Source organism: Neohoeflea coraliihabitans (assembly GCF_019334345.1).
Taxonomy (GTDB): domain Bacteria; phylum Pseudomonadota; class Alphaproteobacteria; order Rhizobiales; family Rhizobiaceae; genus Pseudohoeflea; species Pseudohoeflea coraliihabitans.
Genome location: NZ_JAHWQX010000001.1, coordinates 101,302 through 120,524 on the forward strand (window position 1 = coordinate 101,302; position 19,223 = coordinate 120,524).

Annotated in this window: 17 protein-coding genes; 12 read left to right on the plus strand and 5 right to left on the minus strand. The window is 64.0% G+C overall.

The window, feature by feature from the left end; all coding sequences use genetic code 11:
- Positions 1-51 precede the first annotated feature (51 nt).
- Complete coding sequence (bmt, locus tag KY465_RS00570) at positions 52-1,065, plus strand: betaine--homocysteine S-methyltransferase (protein WP_219157306.1); 1,014 nt, start codon at positions 52-54, stop codon at positions 1,063-1,065.
- Positions 1,066-1,107: 42 nt separating this feature from the next.
- Here the strand turns inward: bmt and KY465_RS00575 are convergent, their stop codons facing one another.
- A complete protein-coding gene (locus KY465_RS00575) occupies positions 1,108-2,745 on the minus strand; it encodes a trimethylamine methyltransferase family protein (RefSeq protein ID WP_255561365.1) in 1,638 nt (545 codons plus the stop codon).
- Between the two features lie 296 nt (positions 2,746-3,041).
- On the opposite strand from KY465_RS00575, the gene KY465_RS00580 reads away from it, so the two are divergent.
- From KY465_RS00580 to KY465_RS00620, 9 genes are all read left to right on the plus strand, one after another.
- Positions 3,042-3,746, plus strand: coding sequence for a corrinoid protein (locus KY465_RS00580; RefSeq protein ID WP_219157309.1), 705 nt, complete (start codon positions 3,042-3,044; stop codon positions 3,744-3,746).
- A gap of 149 nt (positions 3,747-3,895) precedes the next feature.
- A complete protein-coding gene (locus tag KY465_RS00585) occupies positions 3,896-4,534 on the plus strand; it encodes a DUF1638 domain-containing protein (protein ID WP_219157312.1) in 639 nt (212 codons plus the stop codon).
- A 96-nt stretch (positions 4,535-4,630) separates the two neighbouring features.
- Positions 4,631-5,275 (plus strand): exopolysaccharide biosynthesis protein, encoded by a 645-nt coding sequence (locus tag KY465_RS00590; protein ID WP_219157315.1) that lies wholly within the window; start codon positions 4,631-4,633, stop codon positions 5,273-5,275.
- 89 nt (positions 5,276-5,364) lie between these two features.
- Positions 5,365-6,138 (plus strand): formyl transferase, encoded by a 774-nt coding sequence (locus tag KY465_RS00595; RefSeq protein WP_219157318.1) that lies wholly within the window; start codon positions 5,365-5,367, stop codon positions 6,136-6,138.
- A gap of 249 nt (positions 6,139-6,387) precedes the next feature.
- Complete coding sequence (locus tag KY465_RS00600) at positions 6,388-6,678, plus strand: virulence factor (protein WP_346432600.1); 291 nt, start codon at positions 6,388-6,390, stop codon at positions 6,676-6,678.
- A complete protein-coding gene (locus KY465_RS00605) occupies positions 6,671-7,174 on the plus strand; it encodes a methylenetetrahydrofolate reductase C-terminal domain-containing protein (protein WP_219157324.1) in 504 nt (167 codons plus the stop codon). Before KY465_RS00600 ends, KY465_RS00605 begins: the two co-directional genes overlap by 8 nt.
- A complete protein-coding gene (locus KY465_RS00610; RefSeq protein WP_219157327.1) occupies positions 7,171-8,313 on the plus strand; it encodes a methylenetetrahydrofolate reductase in 1,143 nt (380 codons plus the stop codon). The genes KY465_RS00605 and KY465_RS00610 overlap by 4 nt, the downstream gene beginning before the upstream one ends.
- A 121-nt stretch (positions 8,314-8,434) precedes the next feature.
- Positions 8,435-9,385 (plus strand): methyltetrahydrofolate cobalamin methyltransferase, encoded by a 951-nt coding sequence (locus tag KY465_RS00615; protein ID WP_219157330.1) that lies wholly within the window; start codon positions 8,435-8,437, stop codon positions 9,383-9,385.
- A 31-nt stretch (positions 9,386-9,416) separates the two neighbouring features.
- Positions 9,417-11,465: an ASKHA domain-containing protein gene (locus KY465_RS00620; protein WP_219157333.1), complete on the plus strand. Its 2,049-nt coding sequence runs from the start codon at positions 9,417-9,419 to the stop codon at positions 11,463-11,465.
- Between the two features lie 68 nt (positions 11,466-11,533).
- On the opposite strand, the gene KY465_RS00625 is transcribed toward KY465_RS00620, so the two are convergent.
- Positions 11,534-12,439, minus strand: coding sequence for a LysR family transcriptional regulator (locus tag KY465_RS00625; RefSeq protein WP_219157336.1), 906 nt, complete (start codon positions 12,437-12,439; stop codon positions 11,534-11,536).
- 121 nt (positions 12,440-12,560) lie between these two features.
- Between KY465_RS00625 and KY465_RS00630 the strand changes: the two genes are divergently transcribed.
- Both KY465_RS00630 and KY465_RS00635 read left to right on the plus strand, forming a co-directional pair.
- Positions 12,561-12,743, plus strand: a complete 183-nt coding sequence (locus KY465_RS00630; protein WP_219157339.1) for a hypothetical protein — start codon at positions 12,561-12,563, stop codon at positions 12,741-12,743.
- A 214-nt stretch (positions 12,744-12,957) separates the two neighbouring features.
- Entirely contained in the window at positions 12,958-13,962 is a 1,005-nt protein-coding gene (locus tag KY465_RS00635; RefSeq protein ID WP_219157342.1) for a GlxA family transcriptional regulator, read from the plus strand.
- A gap of 33 nt (positions 13,963-13,995) precedes the next feature.
- On the opposite strand, the gene KY465_RS00640 is transcribed toward KY465_RS00635, so the two are convergent.
- The 3 genes from KY465_RS00640 to KY465_RS00650 all read right to left on the minus strand — a co-directional run bounded on the left by KY465_RS00640 (position 13,996) and on the right by KY465_RS00650 (position 18,958).
- Positions 13,996-15,330, minus strand: a complete 1,335-nt coding sequence (locus KY465_RS00640) for a GGDEF domain-containing protein (protein WP_219157345.1) — start codon at positions 15,328-15,330, stop codon at positions 13,996-13,998.
- 213 nt (positions 15,331-15,543) lie between these two features.
- Entirely contained in the window at positions 15,544-16,383 is an 840-nt protein-coding gene (locus KY465_RS00645; protein WP_219157348.1) for a DUF1194 domain-containing protein, read from the minus strand.
- 61 nt (positions 16,384-16,444) lie between these two features.
- The gene (locus tag KY465_RS00650; RefSeq protein WP_219200701.1) at positions 16,445-18,958 is read right to left on the minus strand and encodes a GcvT family protein; all 2,514 of its coding nucleotides are present in this window, start codon (positions 18,956-18,958) and stop codon (positions 16,445-16,447) included.
- Positions 18,959-19,223 lie beyond the last annotated feature (265 nt).

The window sequence follows — 19,223 nt, forward strand, 5'->3', positions numbered from 1 at the left end:
CGCAGCCAAGGGCCGATCGATGCAACCCGGTGCCGCCCGATGGAGAATTGCATGACCGCGACCGCCAATCCCCTCGCCGAACTCCTGGCCGAAAAGGGTGTCCTGCTCGCCGATGGTGCCACCGGCACCAACCTGTTCGCCATGGGGCTTGAATCCGGCGAAGCACCGGAAATGTGGCTTGAAAGCGCGCCGGAAAAGATCGTCAAGCTGCACCAGGATTTCGTCGATGCCGGTGCCGACATCATCCTGACCAATTCGTTCGGCGGCACGCGGCAGCGCCTCAAGCTGCACGACGCCCAGGATCGTGTCGTCGAGTTGAACCGCAAGGCGGCCGAGATTGCCCGTGCCGTTGCCGACGCCGCGCCGCGCAGGATCATCGTCGGCGGTTCGGTCGGCCCGACCGGCGAATTGCTGGTGCCCCTCGGCGCGATGACCTACGAAGACGCCGTCGCAGCCTTTGCCGAGCAGATCGAGGGTCTCAAGGCCGGCGGCATCGATGTCGTCTGGATTGAGACCATGTCGGCTGTCGATGAGATCCGTGCCGCGGCCGAGGCGGCGGTCAAGGCGGGGCTGCCCTATGTCTATACCGCCTCCTTCGACACCGCCGGCAAGACCATGATGGGTTTGCACCCGAGCGACATTCACCGCGTTGCAGGTGATGTTGGCGACGGCCCTTTCGCGGTCGGGGCCAATTGCGGCGTCGGCGCCTCCGACATCCTGTCCTCGCTCCTCGACATGACCGAGGCCGACCCCTCGGCCACTGTCGTGGTCAAGGGCAATTGCGGTATTCCCGAATTCAAGGGGGCGGAAATCCAGTATTCCGGCAACCCGGAACTGATGGCAGACTATGCCCGCCTCGCCATCGATTCCGGCGCCCGGATCATCGGCGGCTGCTGCGGCACATCATGTGATCATCTGGCCGCAATGCGCGAGGCCATCGATACACACAAGCCGGCGCCACGTCCCAGTCTCGAGGCGATCATCGAGCGCATCGGTCCGATGAAGAATGCGCGCGCCGCCGCCGCTGCCGACATGCCAACCAGGCCCCGCCGCCGTCGCGGCTGACGCTGCGGCGCGAAACGCCTGCATCGACTTGCGCAACGCCGATCAGCTGAACGCATCCGGCATGGCCGCTTTCTTCGCGTCCATGAAGGCGAGCAGCGCTTCGTCGATGCTCGGGTCGAGGTCAGGCGCCACGTAAGCATCAAGCCATTCCTGGCATTGCTGCCGCGCGCGATCCTCGATGCGCTTCTCCCCGTCCGCCAGCCACTGCTCGTAGGAATTGTTGTCGGTCAGCGCCGAACGGTAAAAGGCGGTCTGGAAATTGGCCTGCGTGTGGGCGCATCCGAGATAGTGGCTGCCCGGGCCCACCTCGCGGATGGCGTCAAGCGCCTGGCCGCTCTCCGACAGGTCGACGCCTTCGGAAAACCGCTGCAGCATGCCGAGCTGATCGCAATCGATCATGAACTTCTCATAGGACGCGACGAGGCCGCCTTCCAGCCAGCCGGCGGCATGCAGCGCGAAATTGGTGCCGGCCATCAGTGTCGTGTTCAACGTCGTCGCCGTTTCGTGTGCCGCCTGCGCATCGGGCACCTTGGATCCGCATAAGGCACCGCCGGTGCGGAACGGCAGTTTCAGCCGCCGCGCCAGCTGCGCCGCGCCATAGGACACCAGCGATGGCTCGGGCGTCCCGAAGGTCGGCGCTCCCGACTGCATCGAGATCGATGCCGCGAATGTGCCGAAAATCACCGGCGCGCCGGGCCGCACCAGCTGCGTCACCGCCGCCCCCGCCAGCACTTCGGCGAGCACCTGCGTCAGGGTCCCGGCCACGGTCACCGGGCTCATCGCGCCGGCCAGGATGAACGGCGAGACGATGGCCGCCTGGTTGGCGCGGGCATAGACCTTGAGCGCCCCGAGCATTGTCTCGTCGAAGACCATCGGCGAGTTGGCATTGATCAGATTGATGACCACGCAATTCTGATCGACGAAGTCGCTGCCGAACAGGATCCGGCACATCTCCACCGTATCCTCGGCCCGTTCCGGCGCCGTCACCGAGCCCATGAACGGTTTGTCGGTGTAGCGCATATGGCTGTAGACCATGTCGAGATGGCGCTTGTTGACGGGAATGTCGACCGGCTCGCACACCGTGCCGCCGGAATGATGCATGGCCGGCGCCATATAGGCCAGTTTCACGAAATTGCGGAAATCCTCGAGCGTCGCATAGCGGCGCACGCCCGTCAGGTCGCGCACGAAGGGCGGCCCGTAGACCGGCGCGAACACCGTCGCGTCGCCGCCGATCTGCACCGAGCGGGCCGGGTTGCGCGCGTGTTGCGTGAACGTCTCTGGCGCGGTTGCGAGCAATTGCCGGCACAGCCCCTTGGGGAAATGAACACGCTCGCCGCGCACGTCGGCGCCGGCCTCTTTCCACAGCGAGATGATTTCGCTGTCATCGCGAAACTCGATGCCGATCTCCTCGAGAATTGTATCGGCATTGGCCTCGATCAGTTCCAGCCCTTCCTCGTCGAGCACCTCGTAGGATTTCAGCTTGCGCTTGATATATGGCATCGAGGTTCCCGGCCCCGCGCCGCCGCGCTGCGCCCGCCGCCCGGCCGAACCGCGACTGCGACGCCCGCTGCGCCCGCCCGCGCCCCCCTCGTCCGCGGCTGGTGCCGGATCGCTGCCGGAATCAACGCCCACATTCTGCACGTCCTTCAGGGAATCATCGCCCGTCATCGTTTCGCTCATGCCTGTTCCGCTTTGCACTCAGGCGAAGCCGGGTCGTCGCGCCGCTCCGCGTCCTGTCCCGATCTTGGCGCCTTGCGCCGCCAAATCACGCTTTCAGATGCGCCCTTGGCTGGCTAAGCCGCGACACCATGCGCATCCCGCGGCAGTGATCGGTCAAATCTCCGCAAATGTCTCATCGGGCCCCGGCCTGTCGTTTTGCGATGTTGTTATTGTCGCGGGCTAAATGATATAGGGGCCAGATTACACCTAGGGTGGCAGCATTCGCACGTCCCTGGTCGCCTCATGGAGGGCCTTATATGTCCGATGACGAAGAAATCGTTCTTTCCGAACTGCCTGACGACGAGCTTGTCCAGCAGATGATGGACGACCTTTATGATGGCCTGAAGGAGGAAATCCAGGAAGGCGTCAATATCCTTCTGGCGCGCGGCTGGGCACCCTATGACGTGCTGACGAAGTCGCTCGTCGAGGGCATGCGCATCGTCGGCGAGGATTTCCGCGACGGCATCCTGTTCGTTCCGGAAGTGCTGATGTCGGCCAATGCGATGAAAGCCGGCATGGCCATTCTGCGCCCCCTCCTGGTCGAAACCGGCGCGCCGAAACTCGGCAAGATGGTCATCGGCACGGTGAAGGGCGACATCCACGACATCGGCAAGAACCTCGTCGGCATGATGATGGAAGGCGCCGGTTTCGAAGTCATCGACCTCGGCATCAACAACGCGGCGGAGACCTTCCTCGAGGCGATTGAGGAGCACAAGCCGGAAATTATCGGCATGTCGGCACTGCTGACCACCACCATGCCCTACATGAAGGTGATCATCGACACGCTGAAGGAAAAGGGCATCCGCGACGACTTCATCGTCATGGTCGGCGGCGCCCCCCTCAACCAGGAATTCGGCGACGCGATCGGCGCCGATGCCTATTGCCGAGATGCTGCGGTCGCCGTGGAGACGGCCAAGGAACTGATGAAGCGCCGCCATAACAAGTCTGCCGCAACCGCCTGAGGATCGCGCCGCTCGGCGCCAGGAGACCACGGCCGCCATGCCACCGCCGCGATCCTGATGCAGGATGGGTGATTGCCGCATGGCTGTGCCGCAAGGGCAAATGGCGGTGCGGTCTGCACTGCGAAAGCGTGCACGGAGCCAGAACCGACATGGAAGCGCAGGACAAGCTCAACTCAGAAGCCGGCGTCCCGGATGGCGAGCGCATCCGGGTCATTGCCTGCGGCATGATTGCCCGTGAGATCCTCGCGCTCAACCGGCAACTCGGGCTCGATCACATCGACCTGAAATGCCTGCCGGCCGATTTTCACCATCATCCCGAAAAGATCGCTCCGGCGGCCGATGCGGCCATCCGCCAGGCGCGCGCCGAAGGTTTTGACCACATTTTTATCGGCTATGCCGACTGCGGCACCGGGGGCGCCCTCGACCGCGTGTGCGCCGAGCATGATGTTCAGCGCATCGCCGGCCCGCATTGCTTCTCGTTCTATCTTGGCAATGCCGCTTTCGATCAGAGCGCCGACGACTACGTCACCACTTTCTTCATCACCGACTTTCTCGCCCGCCATTACGAAACGTTTCTGATCCGCCCGCTCGGACTGGACCGCCACCCGGAGCTGCGCGAGATCTATTTCGGCAATTACGAGCGGGCGCTTTACCTGGCTCAGACCGACGATGCGGAGCTGACCCGGCGCGCCCGCCAGGTGGCGGACCGCATCGGCCTGCCGTTCGAGCGCCGCTTGACTGGCTATGGCGATCTCGCTCCCGCTTTGAAGGCGTTAACCCGGTCCTGATAGTTTTTCCTGACGCCCTGCGCTCCTCCGTCACAATTTGGTGGTAGAGTGCAGCTAATTGAGTATCAGTTTCGTCCAGGACAGTTGCGCCCCGTTGTGAACAGACATTCTTTTGATTCCGATTTTGCTGCCCCGCCGCATGATGAGGCACCGCATGGCGAGAAGCTGTCGGAACTCCTTGACCGGCTTGCCGATACGCCGGGTGACCAGGTGAGCATCCGGCAGATTGCCGGCGCGCTCGAGGATCGCTCTTTCGGCGCATTTCTGCTGGTCTTCGCGATCCCCAATCTGATTCCCCTGCCGCCCGGCGCCACCCTCATTCTCGGTCTGCCGATGGTGTTCATCGCTTGGCAGATCGTTGCCGGTTACCCGAAGGTCTGGCTGCCGCGTTTCCTTGCCGACACCTCCATCGAGAAGAAGCGCTTCCGCGCCATGGTCGACAAGGTCATACCTTGGCTGGGCCGCTCGGAACGATGGGTACGGCCACGCCGCTGGCCGATCAATGGCACCGTGCGCGAGCGGCTGTTCGGCCTTTTCGCCCTTGTGCTGGCGATCGTCTGTGTCCTGCCGATCCCGTTTGGCAACTGGCTGCCGGCCTTCGCCGTCGGCGTGCTCGGTGTTGCGCATACCGAGCGCGACGGCATCTGCCTCGCGGCAGGCTTTGCCGTCGGGATTGTGTCCATCGCGCTCGCCGGCATCGTCGTTCTCGCCACGGGCGCCCTGCTGATGAGCATTTTCTAGTCGGCGGCGCGCGCATGCAGCGTTTCTTTACCCCCTGAGCCTACACTGTCCGCAATCGCGTCTTTGACAGAACGGGGGCAGTTGTGACCATGCCGCACCAACCACGTATTCTGATCCTCACCGCCGGCGGACCGGCCCCTTCCATCCTCATCAATGCGGTCGCGGCGGAATTTAGCGACGTCGTCATCATCGAGGAAGCGAGCGAATCGCGCGGGCGCTTTCTGCGCCGCCGGGCCCGGCTGATCGGTTGGGTGCAAACCATCGGTCAACTGGCGACAATGGTCCTGTCGCGCCTGGGAAAGCGCATCGGCGCCAGGAGCATGGCAGCAGCGGCGCGCGCCTACGATGTCGATCTGACCGTGACCAGGGACCTGCCTTGCCACGCCGTCGATTCCGCCAATGGATCGCAAGCCCTGGCGCTGATCAATGACCTGAAGCCGGACGCGGTTCTTCTCGTCAGCTGTCGTCTTCTCAGCGCCCGCACCTTAACCGCGATCCCCTGCCCGGTGCTCAATTTTCATCCGGGAATCACCCCGGAATATCGCGGCATGTGGGGCGGCTACTGGGCCCGCGCCGCGCGCGACGCCGCCGGCTACGGCGCCACCGTGCATCTCGTCACCCCGGATGTCGATGAAGGCCCGATTCTCTATCAGCAAACCATCGCGCCGCTTGTCCGGCCGAGCATCTTTACCGATCCGGTCATCCAGGCAGCCGCCGCTTCGCCGCTTGTCCTGGCGGGCCTGCGCAACGCGGTCGCCGATACCATGCAGCCGCAGGCCGCGACCGGACGCCGCTCCCGGCAATATTTCCATCCGCCGGTCTGGAGCTATCTGTGGCGCGGCGTAACGCGCGGAATCTGGTAGCACTGCAGCGCCTCGATTCGCAGGCAACCCGAAGTCGCATTTGAAACCGGCGCGCGTCGTCACCGAAATAGCGGTGCCACGAGCGCCGCGTCATTGTTTTGCAAGGAGACAGTCATGGCCACCAGTTCAGACCCTCACGGCACATCCCCCCGCCGCCCCGATGCCGAGCAGGCCGGCGCCCAGGCCGCTTCCGGCCGCGGCAGGCGCCGCGCCGGGCAGAACGCCGGCACGGCGACAGCCGAGCGGCGCATCGTCTACTGGCGCGACATTCCCGCCCAGGTCATCGTCAAAAAGGGCCGGGAGAGCGCCAAGTGCGAGCTGGCACCCCGCTTTGCCGAAGCCATCGACATGGCCGCCATGCGCGCCGGCGCTTCCGCCACCGATGACTATCTCGCCGACTGGCGCCGCGGCGATCCCGAACCGGTCAGCGGCGATCTGCAGGCCGCAGCCGAGTCGCTGCGTGCGTCGCTGGAGGAAGCATGGCCGCAGGAGCGGCTGGTTGCCGTCGCCCGCAACAAAGGTCGATTGCCCGATGACTGAAAGCCGATCCGCAAGCCCGCGTCGATACGCCATCCGGCTCTGGTCGGTGCACCATGCGCGCGCTCTTGAAAGGATCTACAACGGCCTTGCGCACCTTTTGCTGCGGCTGCACCCGATGTTTGCCGCCCTCGGCTACCAGCGCTTTGAACCGCCAGTGCGGTTTCTCGAAGCCGCCGTCAAGAAGCCGCTTTTCGGCTGCCGGATGTGCGGCCAATGCGTCCTCTCCTCGACCGGCATGTCCTGTCCGATGAACTGCCCGAAGCAATTGCGCAACGGCCCGTGCGGCGGCGTCCGCGCCAATGGCAACTGCGAAGTCATACCCGACATGCCCTGCGTCTGGGTCCAGGCGGTCGCCGGCGCCGAGAAAATGGCGGCGGGCGATGCCATCAGGCAGGTGCAGCCGCCCGTCGATCAGCGTCTGGGCGGCACCTCGTCCTGGCTGCGGGTGACGCAGCAGGCAAAAGCGCCGTCATCACTGCAAGGACCGCGTCGATGACCCCGTCGCCGCCGGACCGCGCTGACGGGCAAGCGGCAAGCGAGACCTCCGGCCGCGACATCAATCCCGCCGGCGTTCATCTTCCACTCGATCCGCTGCCCGGCCATGCCTCACGCGGGCGACTTGAGCGCATCCTGCGGCGCGGCGAATTTGCCGTCACCGCGGAACTCAACCCGCCGGACAGCGCCGACCCCGATGACGTGTATGACCGCGCTGCGGTATTTGACGGTTGGGTTGACGGCATCAACGCCGTCGATGCGTCCGGCGCCAATTGCCACATGTCCTCGGTCGGCATTTGCGCCCTTCTGACCCGCATGGGCTACGCGCCGATCATGCAGATCGCCTGCCGCGACCGAAACCGCATCGCCATTCAGGGCGATGTTCTCGGCGCCGCGGCCATGGGTGTGATGAACATTCTCTGTCTGACCGGCGACGGCGTGCAGACCGGTGACCAGGCCGGCGCAAAGCCGGTCTTCGATCTCGACTGCATGTCGCTGCTCGAGACCATCCGCACGATGCGCGATGAGCACAAGTTTCTCTCCGGCCGCAAGCTGACCGCGGCGCCGCAGGTGTTTCTCGGAGCCGCCATCAATCCCTTCGCGCCACCGTTTGATTTCCGGCCGCTGCGGCTCGCCAAGAAGATCGCGGCCGGCGCCCAGTTCGTGCAAAGCCAGTACTGCTTCGACGTGCCGATGTTCCGCGACTACATGCGCCGGGTGCGCGATCTCGGCCTGCATGAGCACTGTTTCATTCTCTGCGGCGTCGGACCGCTCGCCTCGGCCCGCGCCGCCCGCTGGATGCGCACGCATGTGCCCGGCGTGCATATCCCCGACCATATCATCACCCGCCTCGACGCGGCCTCCGACCAGAAGGAGGAGGGCAAGCGGATCTGCCTCGACATCATCTCCGAGGTCAAGGAGATCGAAGGGGTCGCCGGCATTCATGTCATGGCCTACCGCCAGGAGGAGTATGTCGCTGAAATCGTCCATCAATCGGGCGTGCTGAAAGGGCGCGCGCCATGGCGCAAGGAACCCAATCCGGCCAATGAGATGGCCGAGGCGCGCCTTGAGGAAAGCGCCCGGGCACCCGACCAGGCCCTCCAAGCGCTGGCCGCGGCGGCGGCCGAACCCGAGACCTGAACAGCATTGGCCGGGATGCACGCCGCTGGCCCATCGTCACACTTGAAATGCTCTGCGATCACCTATAATGACATAAAGAAATCTTTATGTCTCTTCTCAGGCCCCCAGTCGAGGACCCTTCATGACACGCACCATCGTCGCCTCCGCCACCCGTGAAGCCATCATCGGCTTCGACCAGCCCTTCTGCGTCATCGGCGAGCGAATCAACCCGACCGGCCGCAAGAAGCTCGCTGCCGAGATGGTCGCCGGCAATTTCGACACTGTCCGCGCCGATGCCATTGCCCAGGTCGAGGCCGGAGCCACGATGCTCGACATCAATGCCGGGGTCACCGCCGTCAATCCGAACGAGACCGAACCGCCGCTGCTGGTCGAGACGCTGCGCATTGTCCAGGAGCTTGTCGATGTGCCCCTGTGCATCGATTCCTCGGTCAGTGCCGCGCTCGAGGCGGCGCTGGCCGTCGCCAAGGGGCGGCCCCTGATCAACTCGGTCACCGGCGAAGTGGAAAAGCTCGAAGCCATCCTGCCGCTGTGCAAGAAATACGATGTTCCGGTCGTTGCCATTTCCAACGACGAGACCGGCATTTCCGAAGATCCCGACGTGCGCTTTGCCGTCGCCAAGAAGATCGTCGAGCACGCCGCCGACTACGGCATCAAGCCGCATGACATTGTCGTCGATCCCCTGGTCATGCCGATCGGCGCCATGGGCACGGCTGGTCAGCAGGTCTTTCAGCTGCTGCACCGCCTGCGCCATGAATTGAAGGTCAACACCACCTGCGGCCTGTCCAACATCTCGTTCGGCCTGCCGAACCGCCACGGAATCAATGCCGGTTTCATTCCCATGGTCATTGGCGCCGGGATGACCAGCGCCATCATGAACCCGTGCCGGCCCGCAGAAATGCAGGCGGTGCGCGCCGCAAATGTGCTCAACGGCACCGACCCGGATTGCACCAACTGGATCCGCACCTACCGCGATTACGCACCGACCGCCGCCGGCGAAAGCGCCGCCGCACCGACCGCAGCGGCACCGGCCTCGCGCCGCCGTGGCGGTCGCGCCGCACGGCGCGGCGCCTGAAACCGCGCTTCAACCGCAGGACCGACACCCGATGAACGCTTCCGCATCCGATCCGCTTGTCCTGTTCATGCCGTCCGGCAAGCGCGGCCGCTTCGCCAAAGGCACGCCGGTGCTCGACGCGGCGCGGCAACTCGGCGTGTATGTCGAAAGCGTCTGCGGCGGCCGCGCCACCTGTGGTCGCTGCCAGATCGAGGTGCAGACCGGCCGCTTTGCCAAGCACAACATCACCTCGCTCGACACCAACATTTCACCGAAAGGGCCGAAGGAAGAGCGCTTTGAGCGGGTGCGCACCCTGCCCGAAGGCCGCCGCCTGTCCTGTTCGGCGACCATTGAGGGCGATCTCGTCGTCGACGTGCCGCAGGATGCCATCGTCAACGCCCAGACCGTCCGCAAGGATGCCGATGACCGGCTGATCGAACGCAATCCGGCGGTGCACATGTGCTTTGTCGAGGTTGAACCGCCCGACATGGAGAAACCGCTTGGCGACCTCGACCGGTTGCGTGTGGCACTTGCCGACCAGTGGGGCATGCATGGGGTGCAAATCGACCCCTGGCTGCTTCCCATCGCCCAGCAGGTCCTGCGTGACGGGGCCTGGCAGGTAACCGCCGCCGTGCATCACGATTGCGAGCGCGCCCTGCCCCGCCTGATCGCGCTTTATCCCGGCCTCAAGAACGAGGCGTATGGCATCGCCTGCGACATCGGCTCGACCACCGTCGCCCTGCATCTCTCATCGCTTCTGTCCGGGCGCACCATCGCCTCCGCCGGCGCCTCCAATCCGCAGATCCGCTTTGGCGAGGATCTGATGAGCCGCGTCTCCTATGTGATGATGAACCCGGAAGGCCGCGCCGCCATGACGGATGCGGTGCGCGCTGCCATCAGCAAGCTGATCGACGAGGTTTGCGAAAAGGGCGAGATCGAGCGGCGCGACATCCTCGATTCGGTTTTCGTCGGCAATCCGGTGATGCACCATCTCTTTCTCGGCATCGACCCGACGCCACTGGGGGGCGCACCCTTCGCGCTCGCCGTCTCAGGTGCCCTGACCCTGCCCGCCCGCGACCTTGGCCTCGACCTCAATCCCGGCGCCCGCACCTATATCCTGCCCTGCATTGCCGGCCATGTCGGCGCCGATGCCGCCGCCGCGACCCTGTGCGAGGGCCCGCATCGCCAGGAGGAGATGATGCTGCTGGTCGATGTCGGCACCAATGCTGAGATTGTCCTCGGCAATGCCAGGCGCACCCTCGCCGCCTCCTCGCCGACCGGACCAGCCTTTGAAGGCGCTGAAATCTCCTGTGGTCAGCGCGCCGCCCCCGGCGCGATCGAACGTGTGCGCATCGACCGCCAGACGCTGGAGCCGCGCTTTCGCGTCATCGGTTCCGAGCTCTGGTCGGATGAGCCCGGCTTTGCGGAAGCGGTGGCCAGGACCGGTGTGACCGGCGTGTGCGGCTCGGGCATCATCGAGGTCATCGCCGAGATGTACCTCTCCGGCATCATCACCGAGGACGGCGTCATCGACGGCGCACTGGCGGAGCGCTCGCCGCGCATCGTCGCGGAAAACCGCACATTCTCCTATGTGCTGAAGGACCAGGGACCGCGCCTGACCATCAACCAGACCGACGTGCGCGCCATTCAGCTCGCCAAGGCGGCACTCTATGCCGGCATCAAGCTTTTGATGGACAAGCACCAGATCGATACCGTCGATCGCATCGGACTGGCGGGCGCCTTTGGCAGCTTCATCGACCCGCAATACGCCATGGTCCTCGGGTTGATTCCCGATTGCGATCTCGATGCGGTCAAGGCAGTTGGCAACGCCGCCGGCACCGGAGCGCGCATGGCCTTGCTCAACAGGGGGCACCGGCGCGAGATCGAGGACACGGTGACGCGCATCGAAAAGATCGAAACGGCGGTTGAAGCGAAATTCCAGGAGCACTTCGTCAACGCCATGGCGCTGCCCAACAAGGTCGACGCCTTTCCCCGCCTCGCCGCAACGCTCACCCTGCCGCCACGTCAGGCTGACCAGAGCGACGCGAGCGGCGCATCAACTGCCCCACGCCGCCGCGGCGGGCGGCGCAACCGTCGCTGAACGCGAGGCAGGGAAATTGCCGCTGAACGCGAGGCAGGAAATTTGTCGCTAACGGCGCTGCGCAGCGGCTAGCAACCGAAACTGCCCGTCTCGCGAAAATGCTCGAACACCGAGCGCATATGATCGGCCAGTGCACGCGTCGGCGCCGCAGCGCCATCTGCGACATGCAGCATCAGACCGTAATTGCCGATGTCGGGAAGGCCGCTCTCCGGCCCGAGGATCTGCAGGTCGGCGCCGGTGAATTTGCGCCCCATCGGCGCCACGGCCAGATCCGACAGAATTGCCGCGCGCTGCCCCGACATGTGCGCCGTCATGAAGGCCACCCGATAGTGCCGTCCGACCTTTTCAAGATGGGTCAGGGCCGCCTGCCGCCAGGCGCAGTTCTCATCCCAGAGTGACACCGGCAGCGGATCGCAGAGATAGGCCTGCCCGCCCTTGGCGCCGACCCAGACGATGTCGTCCGTCATCATCAGTTCGCCGCCACTGTTCTCTCCGAGCATACCGCAACTGGTCACCGCGAGATCGATCTGACCGGCGGCAAAGCGGCTGCGCAATTCCGACGACTGGTCGATCACCACATCGACCACCACCTGCGGGTGGCTGGCGGCGAACCGCTTCAGCACTTTCGGCAAAATGACCTCGCCATAGTCGCTTGGCGCCCCGATCTTGACGATACCGCTGACCGACGGGCTGACGAAGCGCGACATGGTCTCGCGGTTGAGCGCCAGCAGGCGTCGCGCATAGCCGAGCAGGACCTCGCCGTCCGGCGTCAACGTCACATTCCGCGCATCCCGCGCGAACACCGCAACACCCAGCACCTCTTCCAGCCGCTTGATCTGCATCGAGACCGCTGACGGCGTGCGATGCACCCGTTCCGCCGCACTGGCAAAGCGCCCGGTTTCGGCAATGGCAACGAAACTGCGCAGGAGCTCCGGATCAAGCGTCGGCACAGTCGGAAGCAGGGGCGCATTCATCATCAATTTCCTTGATCGAACTACTCAATTCATTTCGTTTGATTCATTCTTGTCGCTGTCGCATCTTGTTGTCAACCGCTGGAGCCAAATTCTCGCGGCAGCCCTTGGAAAGGAGAATGTCATGTCTGCACGCAATCTGTTCGGCCAGATCGGGCCCAGAGTCATCACCCACTGGAAGCAGCGTCGCCTCGAGCGGCTGATGGAGGGCCTGAGCCCGGAAATCCGCAAGGATGTCGGCTGGCCCACGGCAGCAGCGACCGACGGTTCCATCGACCCGCGCCACAGCTACGGCTTTCGCCGTTGATCACCACGGCAACGCAACGGCTCGATCCTGCAGGATCAGGACCTTGAAGGCGGCGGCGCCATTCCGGCCCGCCGCCTTGCTTCGGCAGCATTCTTCCGCAGCGGCAGGTTTTTGGCCGCGCCCTCGCCGGCGCAGCGAGAAAAGCGGTGACAACGGCGATGATCTATGTCCTGATTGCGACGTCCCGACTCCACCGGTTTTTGCAGGGTGCGCCATGTTTTCGGCTCGAAGTGTCAAACGCTCGTCATTCGTGTTCTTTCTCGTCCCCGAGTTTTCGATGATCGCCTTTTCTATGGCCATTGAGCCGCTGCGGCTGGCCAACCGCATGCTCGGCGAGGAATTTTACACCTGGCGCCTGGCTTCCGTCGACGGGCAGCCGGTGCAGGCCTCCAACAGTGTCGCAATCGCCGTTGACGGCTCGCTCGCCGATGAACGGCAGAAACTGTCGGGCGCGGCGCGGCCGGACATGGTGCTGGTCTGCTCCGGCATCAATGTCGAGACCTACGACATCAAATCTGTTCTCGGCTGGCTGCGCGAGGAGCACAAGCGCGGCGTCGCCATCGGCGGGCTGTGCACCGGCGCGCATATTCTCGCCCTCGCCGGCTTGCTGGCCAACCGCCGCTGCGCCATTCACTGGGAAAACATCCCCGGCTTTTCCGAGCGCTTCCCGCTCGCCGAAGCCTTTGCCGATCTCTACGAGATTGATGGTGACATCTACACCTGCGCCGGCGGCACCGCGGCCCTCGACATGATGCTGCATCTGATCGGCGAACACCATGATGCCAGCCTCGTCAATCGTATTTGCGAGATGGCCCTGACCGATCGCGTCCGCAATTCGCAGGACCGCCAGCGCCGGCCGCTGCGTGCCCGCCTGGGCATCCAGAATACCAAGGTCCTGGCGATTATCGAGGCGATGGAAGCCAACCTGGCCGAGCCGGTTTCGCTGATTGACATCGCCGCACAGGTCGGCCTGTCACGGCGACAGATCGAGCGGCTGTTCCGGCAGGAAATGGGGCGCTCGCCGGCCCGCTACTATCTCGAGATACGACTGGACCGGGCGCGCCATCTGCTGCTGCAGTCTTCACTTCCGGTGGTCGAGGTGGCGGTGGCCTGCGGCTTTGTTTCCGCCTCGCATTTTTCCAAGTGCTACCGCGAACTCTACCATCGCTCACCGCAGCAGGAACGGGCCAGCCGCAAGCAATTGCTGTCCGCCGCATAGGCCTTCTGACGCCAAGGGCTACGCTCCTCAACCTCAGGCAACCGCGGTGCAACTGTCGTCTTCGCCTTCGCAGATGACCTGGCTTCGTCCCTGGTGTTTGGCGATATACAGCAACCGGTCGGCGGCGTTGAGATTCCGGTCGAACATCGCCACGCCGTCAATCTTCGCCAGACCGATCGACACCGTCACCGTCAGGGCGCCGCACTCGGTGGCGATGGGGATTTCCGCAAAGCTTTGGCAGATCGCGTCGCAAAATGTCCGCGCCTCCTGCAGCGGAAGACCGGAAAGGAGCATGCCGAATTCCTCGCCGCCGAGGCGGGCCACGAGGTGGGTGGTGCCGGCCTGTTGCTTCAGGCGCGATGCCACTTCGCGCAGCACCTGATCGCCCAGATCATGCCCATAGCTGTCATTCAGCCGTTTGAAGTGATCGAGATCGATCAGGGCCAGCGCCAGGGGAATTGGCGGAACTGCCGCATGTGCGGCGGCCACCCGGCGCGGCCCCTCATCGAAGAAATGCCGGCGATTGTACAGACCGGTGAGAAAATCGCGCTCTGCCAGGTCGCGCAGGCAACGCGTCTGCTGTGCCGTCCGCACATGGCGGTTAAGCCGCAGGTCAAATTCCTCCGGCGTGAATGGCTCGACGATGACCTCGTCGGCACCCGCCTTCAACCCGGCTATCGCCTGATCCTTCGTCCCGGCAGCCCCAAGGCCGATTATGCGCAAGGTTTGCAATTTGGAGCGCTCGCGGATCTGCCCCAGCAAGGCCGCACCGCCGTCCTCGCTATGGGCGAGATCGAGGACCATCACGCCGATGCGCGCGTCGGCGTCCAGATGCGCCATGGCTTCGGATGCGCTTTCCGCCGTCGCGATGGGATGCATCTGGTGGCCGAGGCGGATGGCCAGCCGGCTACACGCCGCTGATTTCTCTCCAACGAGCAGGATGCCGACCTCACGATTGTCGAGAAGACGGAGAATGGCTGAAAACACGTCTTCACACGCGTAGGATCCGGCCTTCTCGACAATTCCGGCGAGCGCCTGACAGGCGAGGAAATCGCGCATCTCCTTACGGATGGCATCGGCGACGAAAAGTGTCGGCAACCCATGCGCTGACAACAGTCCGCATACTTCTTCGACAGCGACGCGGGGCTGGTCGAGATCAACCACAGCCAGGACGTAGCGTTTTGCTTCGTCCGACAATACGGCCGCGAGCCCCTCTGCATCGGCACAGTGCGAAACCGAAACGCCTCGCTCCCGTCCCAGGCGGTAAGCCAGAAATGCAGCGCTGCTGTCACACCGGTCCACCAGGACAATGTCGACGCCGGAAGCTCGCCGACTTGGCTTTTCTTTGCGTTTTGTTCGTCGTGCCATCACGGTCGCCGCCCCCCTGTCAAAGTGAATTTTCGCAGGTCAAAAATTATGGGGCAGACGTTTAAATTTTCATAATTCGCACGCCGTCTGGCAAGTATACACAACTAAAGTTGAAAATATCCAAGAAATACCATGGACTGGCGCGACGAAGTTAACTTGCTTTTCCCACAAAGTTTTGGGGGTTACTTGCGTCAATGCCGAACGGGCCTCGGTCTACTGGCCGTCAAACATCCATTGCCGTTGCTGCCAGCGCTTCTCACCCAGCTCGCAATCAACACCATCGCCATCGTCGCGCGCCAGCTGAACCGGCCGCTTCCCGGGGCTTGTCCCGCCGATCTCCTGAACCAGCTTGCGCCGCACGGCCACCGGAAACTGCGTCCAACTGGTCACCGGCACCAGAAAACTGCCCGGACCGCCAATCACGCAGTCATGATAATAGGCATCGAGATTTGCAATGTCGAAACTGGTATAGGGGCCGCCGCGCGTCATCAGCGGCAGGCCATTGATGACGATACCGCGGTCAAGCGCCGCCTGCCGCGCTGAAAGCACCGGATCGCCCTGATTGTTCGGCCCGTCGCCGGATACATCAATCACCTTGCGCAACGCCGGGTGGGGCGAGGCTTCGAGCAGCATCACGCCATGCTGGAGCGCGCCGGAAATCGAGGTCCGGCTGCGCGGGATACTTGCAGAAGCGAGGATCAGATCAGCCAGGCTCTCTGCATCCTCGCGCGTTTCGAGCACACGCCAGGAGAAGATTTCCTGCTGGCTGAAATCCGCTGCCCAGGCAAACATGGCGATCGCAATGCGCTGATGGGCGCCCTGGCGCACTGCCGCCAGCACCTCCGGCGAGCGGATTGCCTCGGCATAGCCCTGGCGCTGCAACCGCAGCTCCTCGTTCGACATTGACCGCGACACATCGACGGCCAGCACCAATGCCACATCCACCGGCTCGGCTGGGTCCTCGGCTGCTGCCATCGGTACCGGCACCAGGGCGGCGGCCAGCACCACCCCCGGCTTGATCAGTCGGCACGCCAGATACCAGAACCAGTTCATGGCACCTACGATAGCACGTCCTGCGCGGCTGCAATATCGGCCAGACCGAAGTTCCGGTCCCTCAGCTGCGCAGCGCCGTGTTTTCCGCATCGAACGGGCTTTCGGCGATGATCTCGGCAGGGTGGTTCTTTCCGAGAATGCGGATGGTCAGACGCGTGCCGAGCGCGGCGAACTGCGGCCTGACCATGGCCAGAGCCAGGGATTTTCCGGTGCGAAAACCATAAGCGCCATGTGTTGCCCGGCCGACCAGTTGCCCTTCGCCATCGTAGATTGGCTCGTTGCCACGTGGATCGGCGTCGCTGACCTCGCCGACCTCAAGGGTCACGAAATTCCAGTTCAATCCCTTCTCGCGCGCCGCCAGCAGCGCGTTGCGCCCGATGAAGTCGCCCTTGTCGAGCTTGACGAAACGGTCGAGACCGGATTCGAACGCATTGTACTCGATCGAAAGTTCGCGCGGGATCAGCCGATAGCTCTTCTCGATCGCCATCGTTGTCATGGCGCGGATGCCGAACGGCTTGATCCCGAACTCGGCGCCGGCCTGCATCAGCGTATCGAACAAAACGGTCTGCTGCTCGATCGGATGGTGCAACTCCCAGCCCAGTTCTCCGACGAAATTCACCCGCAGGGCATGCGCCGTCGTGCGTCCGACCGAGATTTTCTGGCCCGAAAGCCAGGGAAAGCTCTTGTTGTCGAGCGCCGACCGCGTCACCTTTTGCAGGACATCGCGGGCCCGTGGCCCGGCCAGCACCAATACGCCCCATTGCGCCGTGATCGCGTTCATGCGCACCGATCCGTCAGCCGGCAGCAGCTTCTTCAGCACATCGTGGTCATGCGCTTCATACGCGCCCGCCGAGACGAGATAAAATCCGCTCGGCTGGCGGTAGACGGTGAATTCCGAACGCACCCCGCCATGCGGGGTCAGAAGGTGACACAGGCCGATGCGGCCGACCTTCTGCGGCAGGCGGTTGGCAAAAATCCCTTCGAGCCAGTTTTCAGCGCCCGGCCCATCAATCCAGCATTTGGCAAAGGCGCTCATGTCGAGCAATCCGACATTGTCGTGAACGTTGCGCACCTCGTTGCCGACATGCTCGAAATGGTTCGAGCGGCGGAACGACCAGCGCTCGACAATGCGGCCATCCTCAAGCGGCGGCGCGTGATTGTGCCGCGTCAACACGTCAGCCCCCACACCCAGCTCGGCAACCGGCACCTGATAGCCGGCCGGCGCGAACCAGTTCGGCCGCTCCCAGCCATACACAGAGCCGAACACGGCTCCGAGATCCTTCATGCGGCCATAGCACGGCGCCGTTTTCAAGGGTCGACCGGCTGAACGCTCCTCGTCGGGATAGTGCACGGTGAAGACGTTGGCATAGGCCTCCTCGTTCTTCTCGCGCAGATAGCCCTCCGTGGCATACGGCCCGAAGCGGCGCGGATCGACGCCCATCATGTCGATTGTCGGCTCGCCCTCGACAATCCACTCGGCCAGCTGCCAGCCGGCCCCGCCGGCCGCCGTGATCCCGAAGGAATGCCCCTCATTGAGCCAGAAATTCTTCAGCCCCGGCGCCGGCCCGATGATCGGCGAGCCATCGGGCGTGTAGGCAATCGCGCCGTTGTAGATCTTCTTGATGCCCACCTCGCCGAAGGCCGGGACCCGGGCCATGGCCGTTTCGACATGCGGCATCAGCCGTTCCATGTCTTCCTGGAACAGTTCGTATTCACTGTCTTCGGACGGTCCGTCGACATAGCAGCATGGAGCACCATGCTCGTAAGGCCCGAGCAGCAGCCCGCCATTCTCCTCGCGCATGTACCACGAGGAATCGCTCTCGCGCAGCACCCCCATCTCCGGCAGGCCCTGCGCCTTGCGCGCCACGATCGCCGGATGCGGTTCGGTGACGATATACTGGTGTTCGACCGGGATTACCGGCACGTCGAGACCCACCATCCGGCCGGTCTGCCGCGCGAAATTTCCCGTCGCCGAAACAACGTGATCGGCCACCACATCGCCCTTGTCGGTTGACACCAGCCACTTGCCGTCATCGCGCTGGCTGATCGCCGTGACAGCCGTCTTCAAGTGAATGGCGGCGCCCAGCGCGCGGGCGCCCCTGGCCAGGGCCTGGGTCAGATCCGCCGGCTGAATATAGCCATCCTCAGGATGCTGAATGGCGCCGATCAGACCCTCCGTCTCGCACAGGGGCCAGATTTCCTTGACCTGCTCGGGCGTCAGGATGTTGACGGTGATGCCGAGTGTTTCGGCGACGCCGGCGTAATACATGTACTCGTCCCAGCGGTCCTGGGTGCGCGCCAGGCGAATATTGCTGACCTGGGAAAAACCGACATTCTGTCCGGTTTCCGCCTCCAGCTGGCGGTAGAGCTGCACGGAATATTTGTGGATCTGCCCGACCGAGTAGCTCATGTTGAACAGCGGCAGAAGCCCGGCGGCATGCCAGGTCGAGCCGGATGTCAGGTCCTTGCGCTCGATCAGCATGCAATCCGTCCAGCCTTTGCGGGCCAGATGAAACAGGGTGGAAACGCCGACGACACCGCCGCCGATCACCACTGCCCGCGCTTCGCTCCGCATCTCCGCCATATCTTCGTCCCGCATCACCCATCGCCGGCGATTGCCGCCACGCGCACCTTACCGCAAACTATGCATCGCCATGACAGGCCCCTGCCGCCTGTTTGCGACATGACGCTGAAAGAGCGCGACACGGCCGCGCGCCACAATGGCGGCGCCGGGCAAGGTCTATTGTGATCAGCAGACAAAAAACGGCCCGCCGGGTTACGACGGGCCGGCAAATGCCACCGCCCGGCCAGGAGAGAGCGGCCAAGCGATGGTCGAAGCA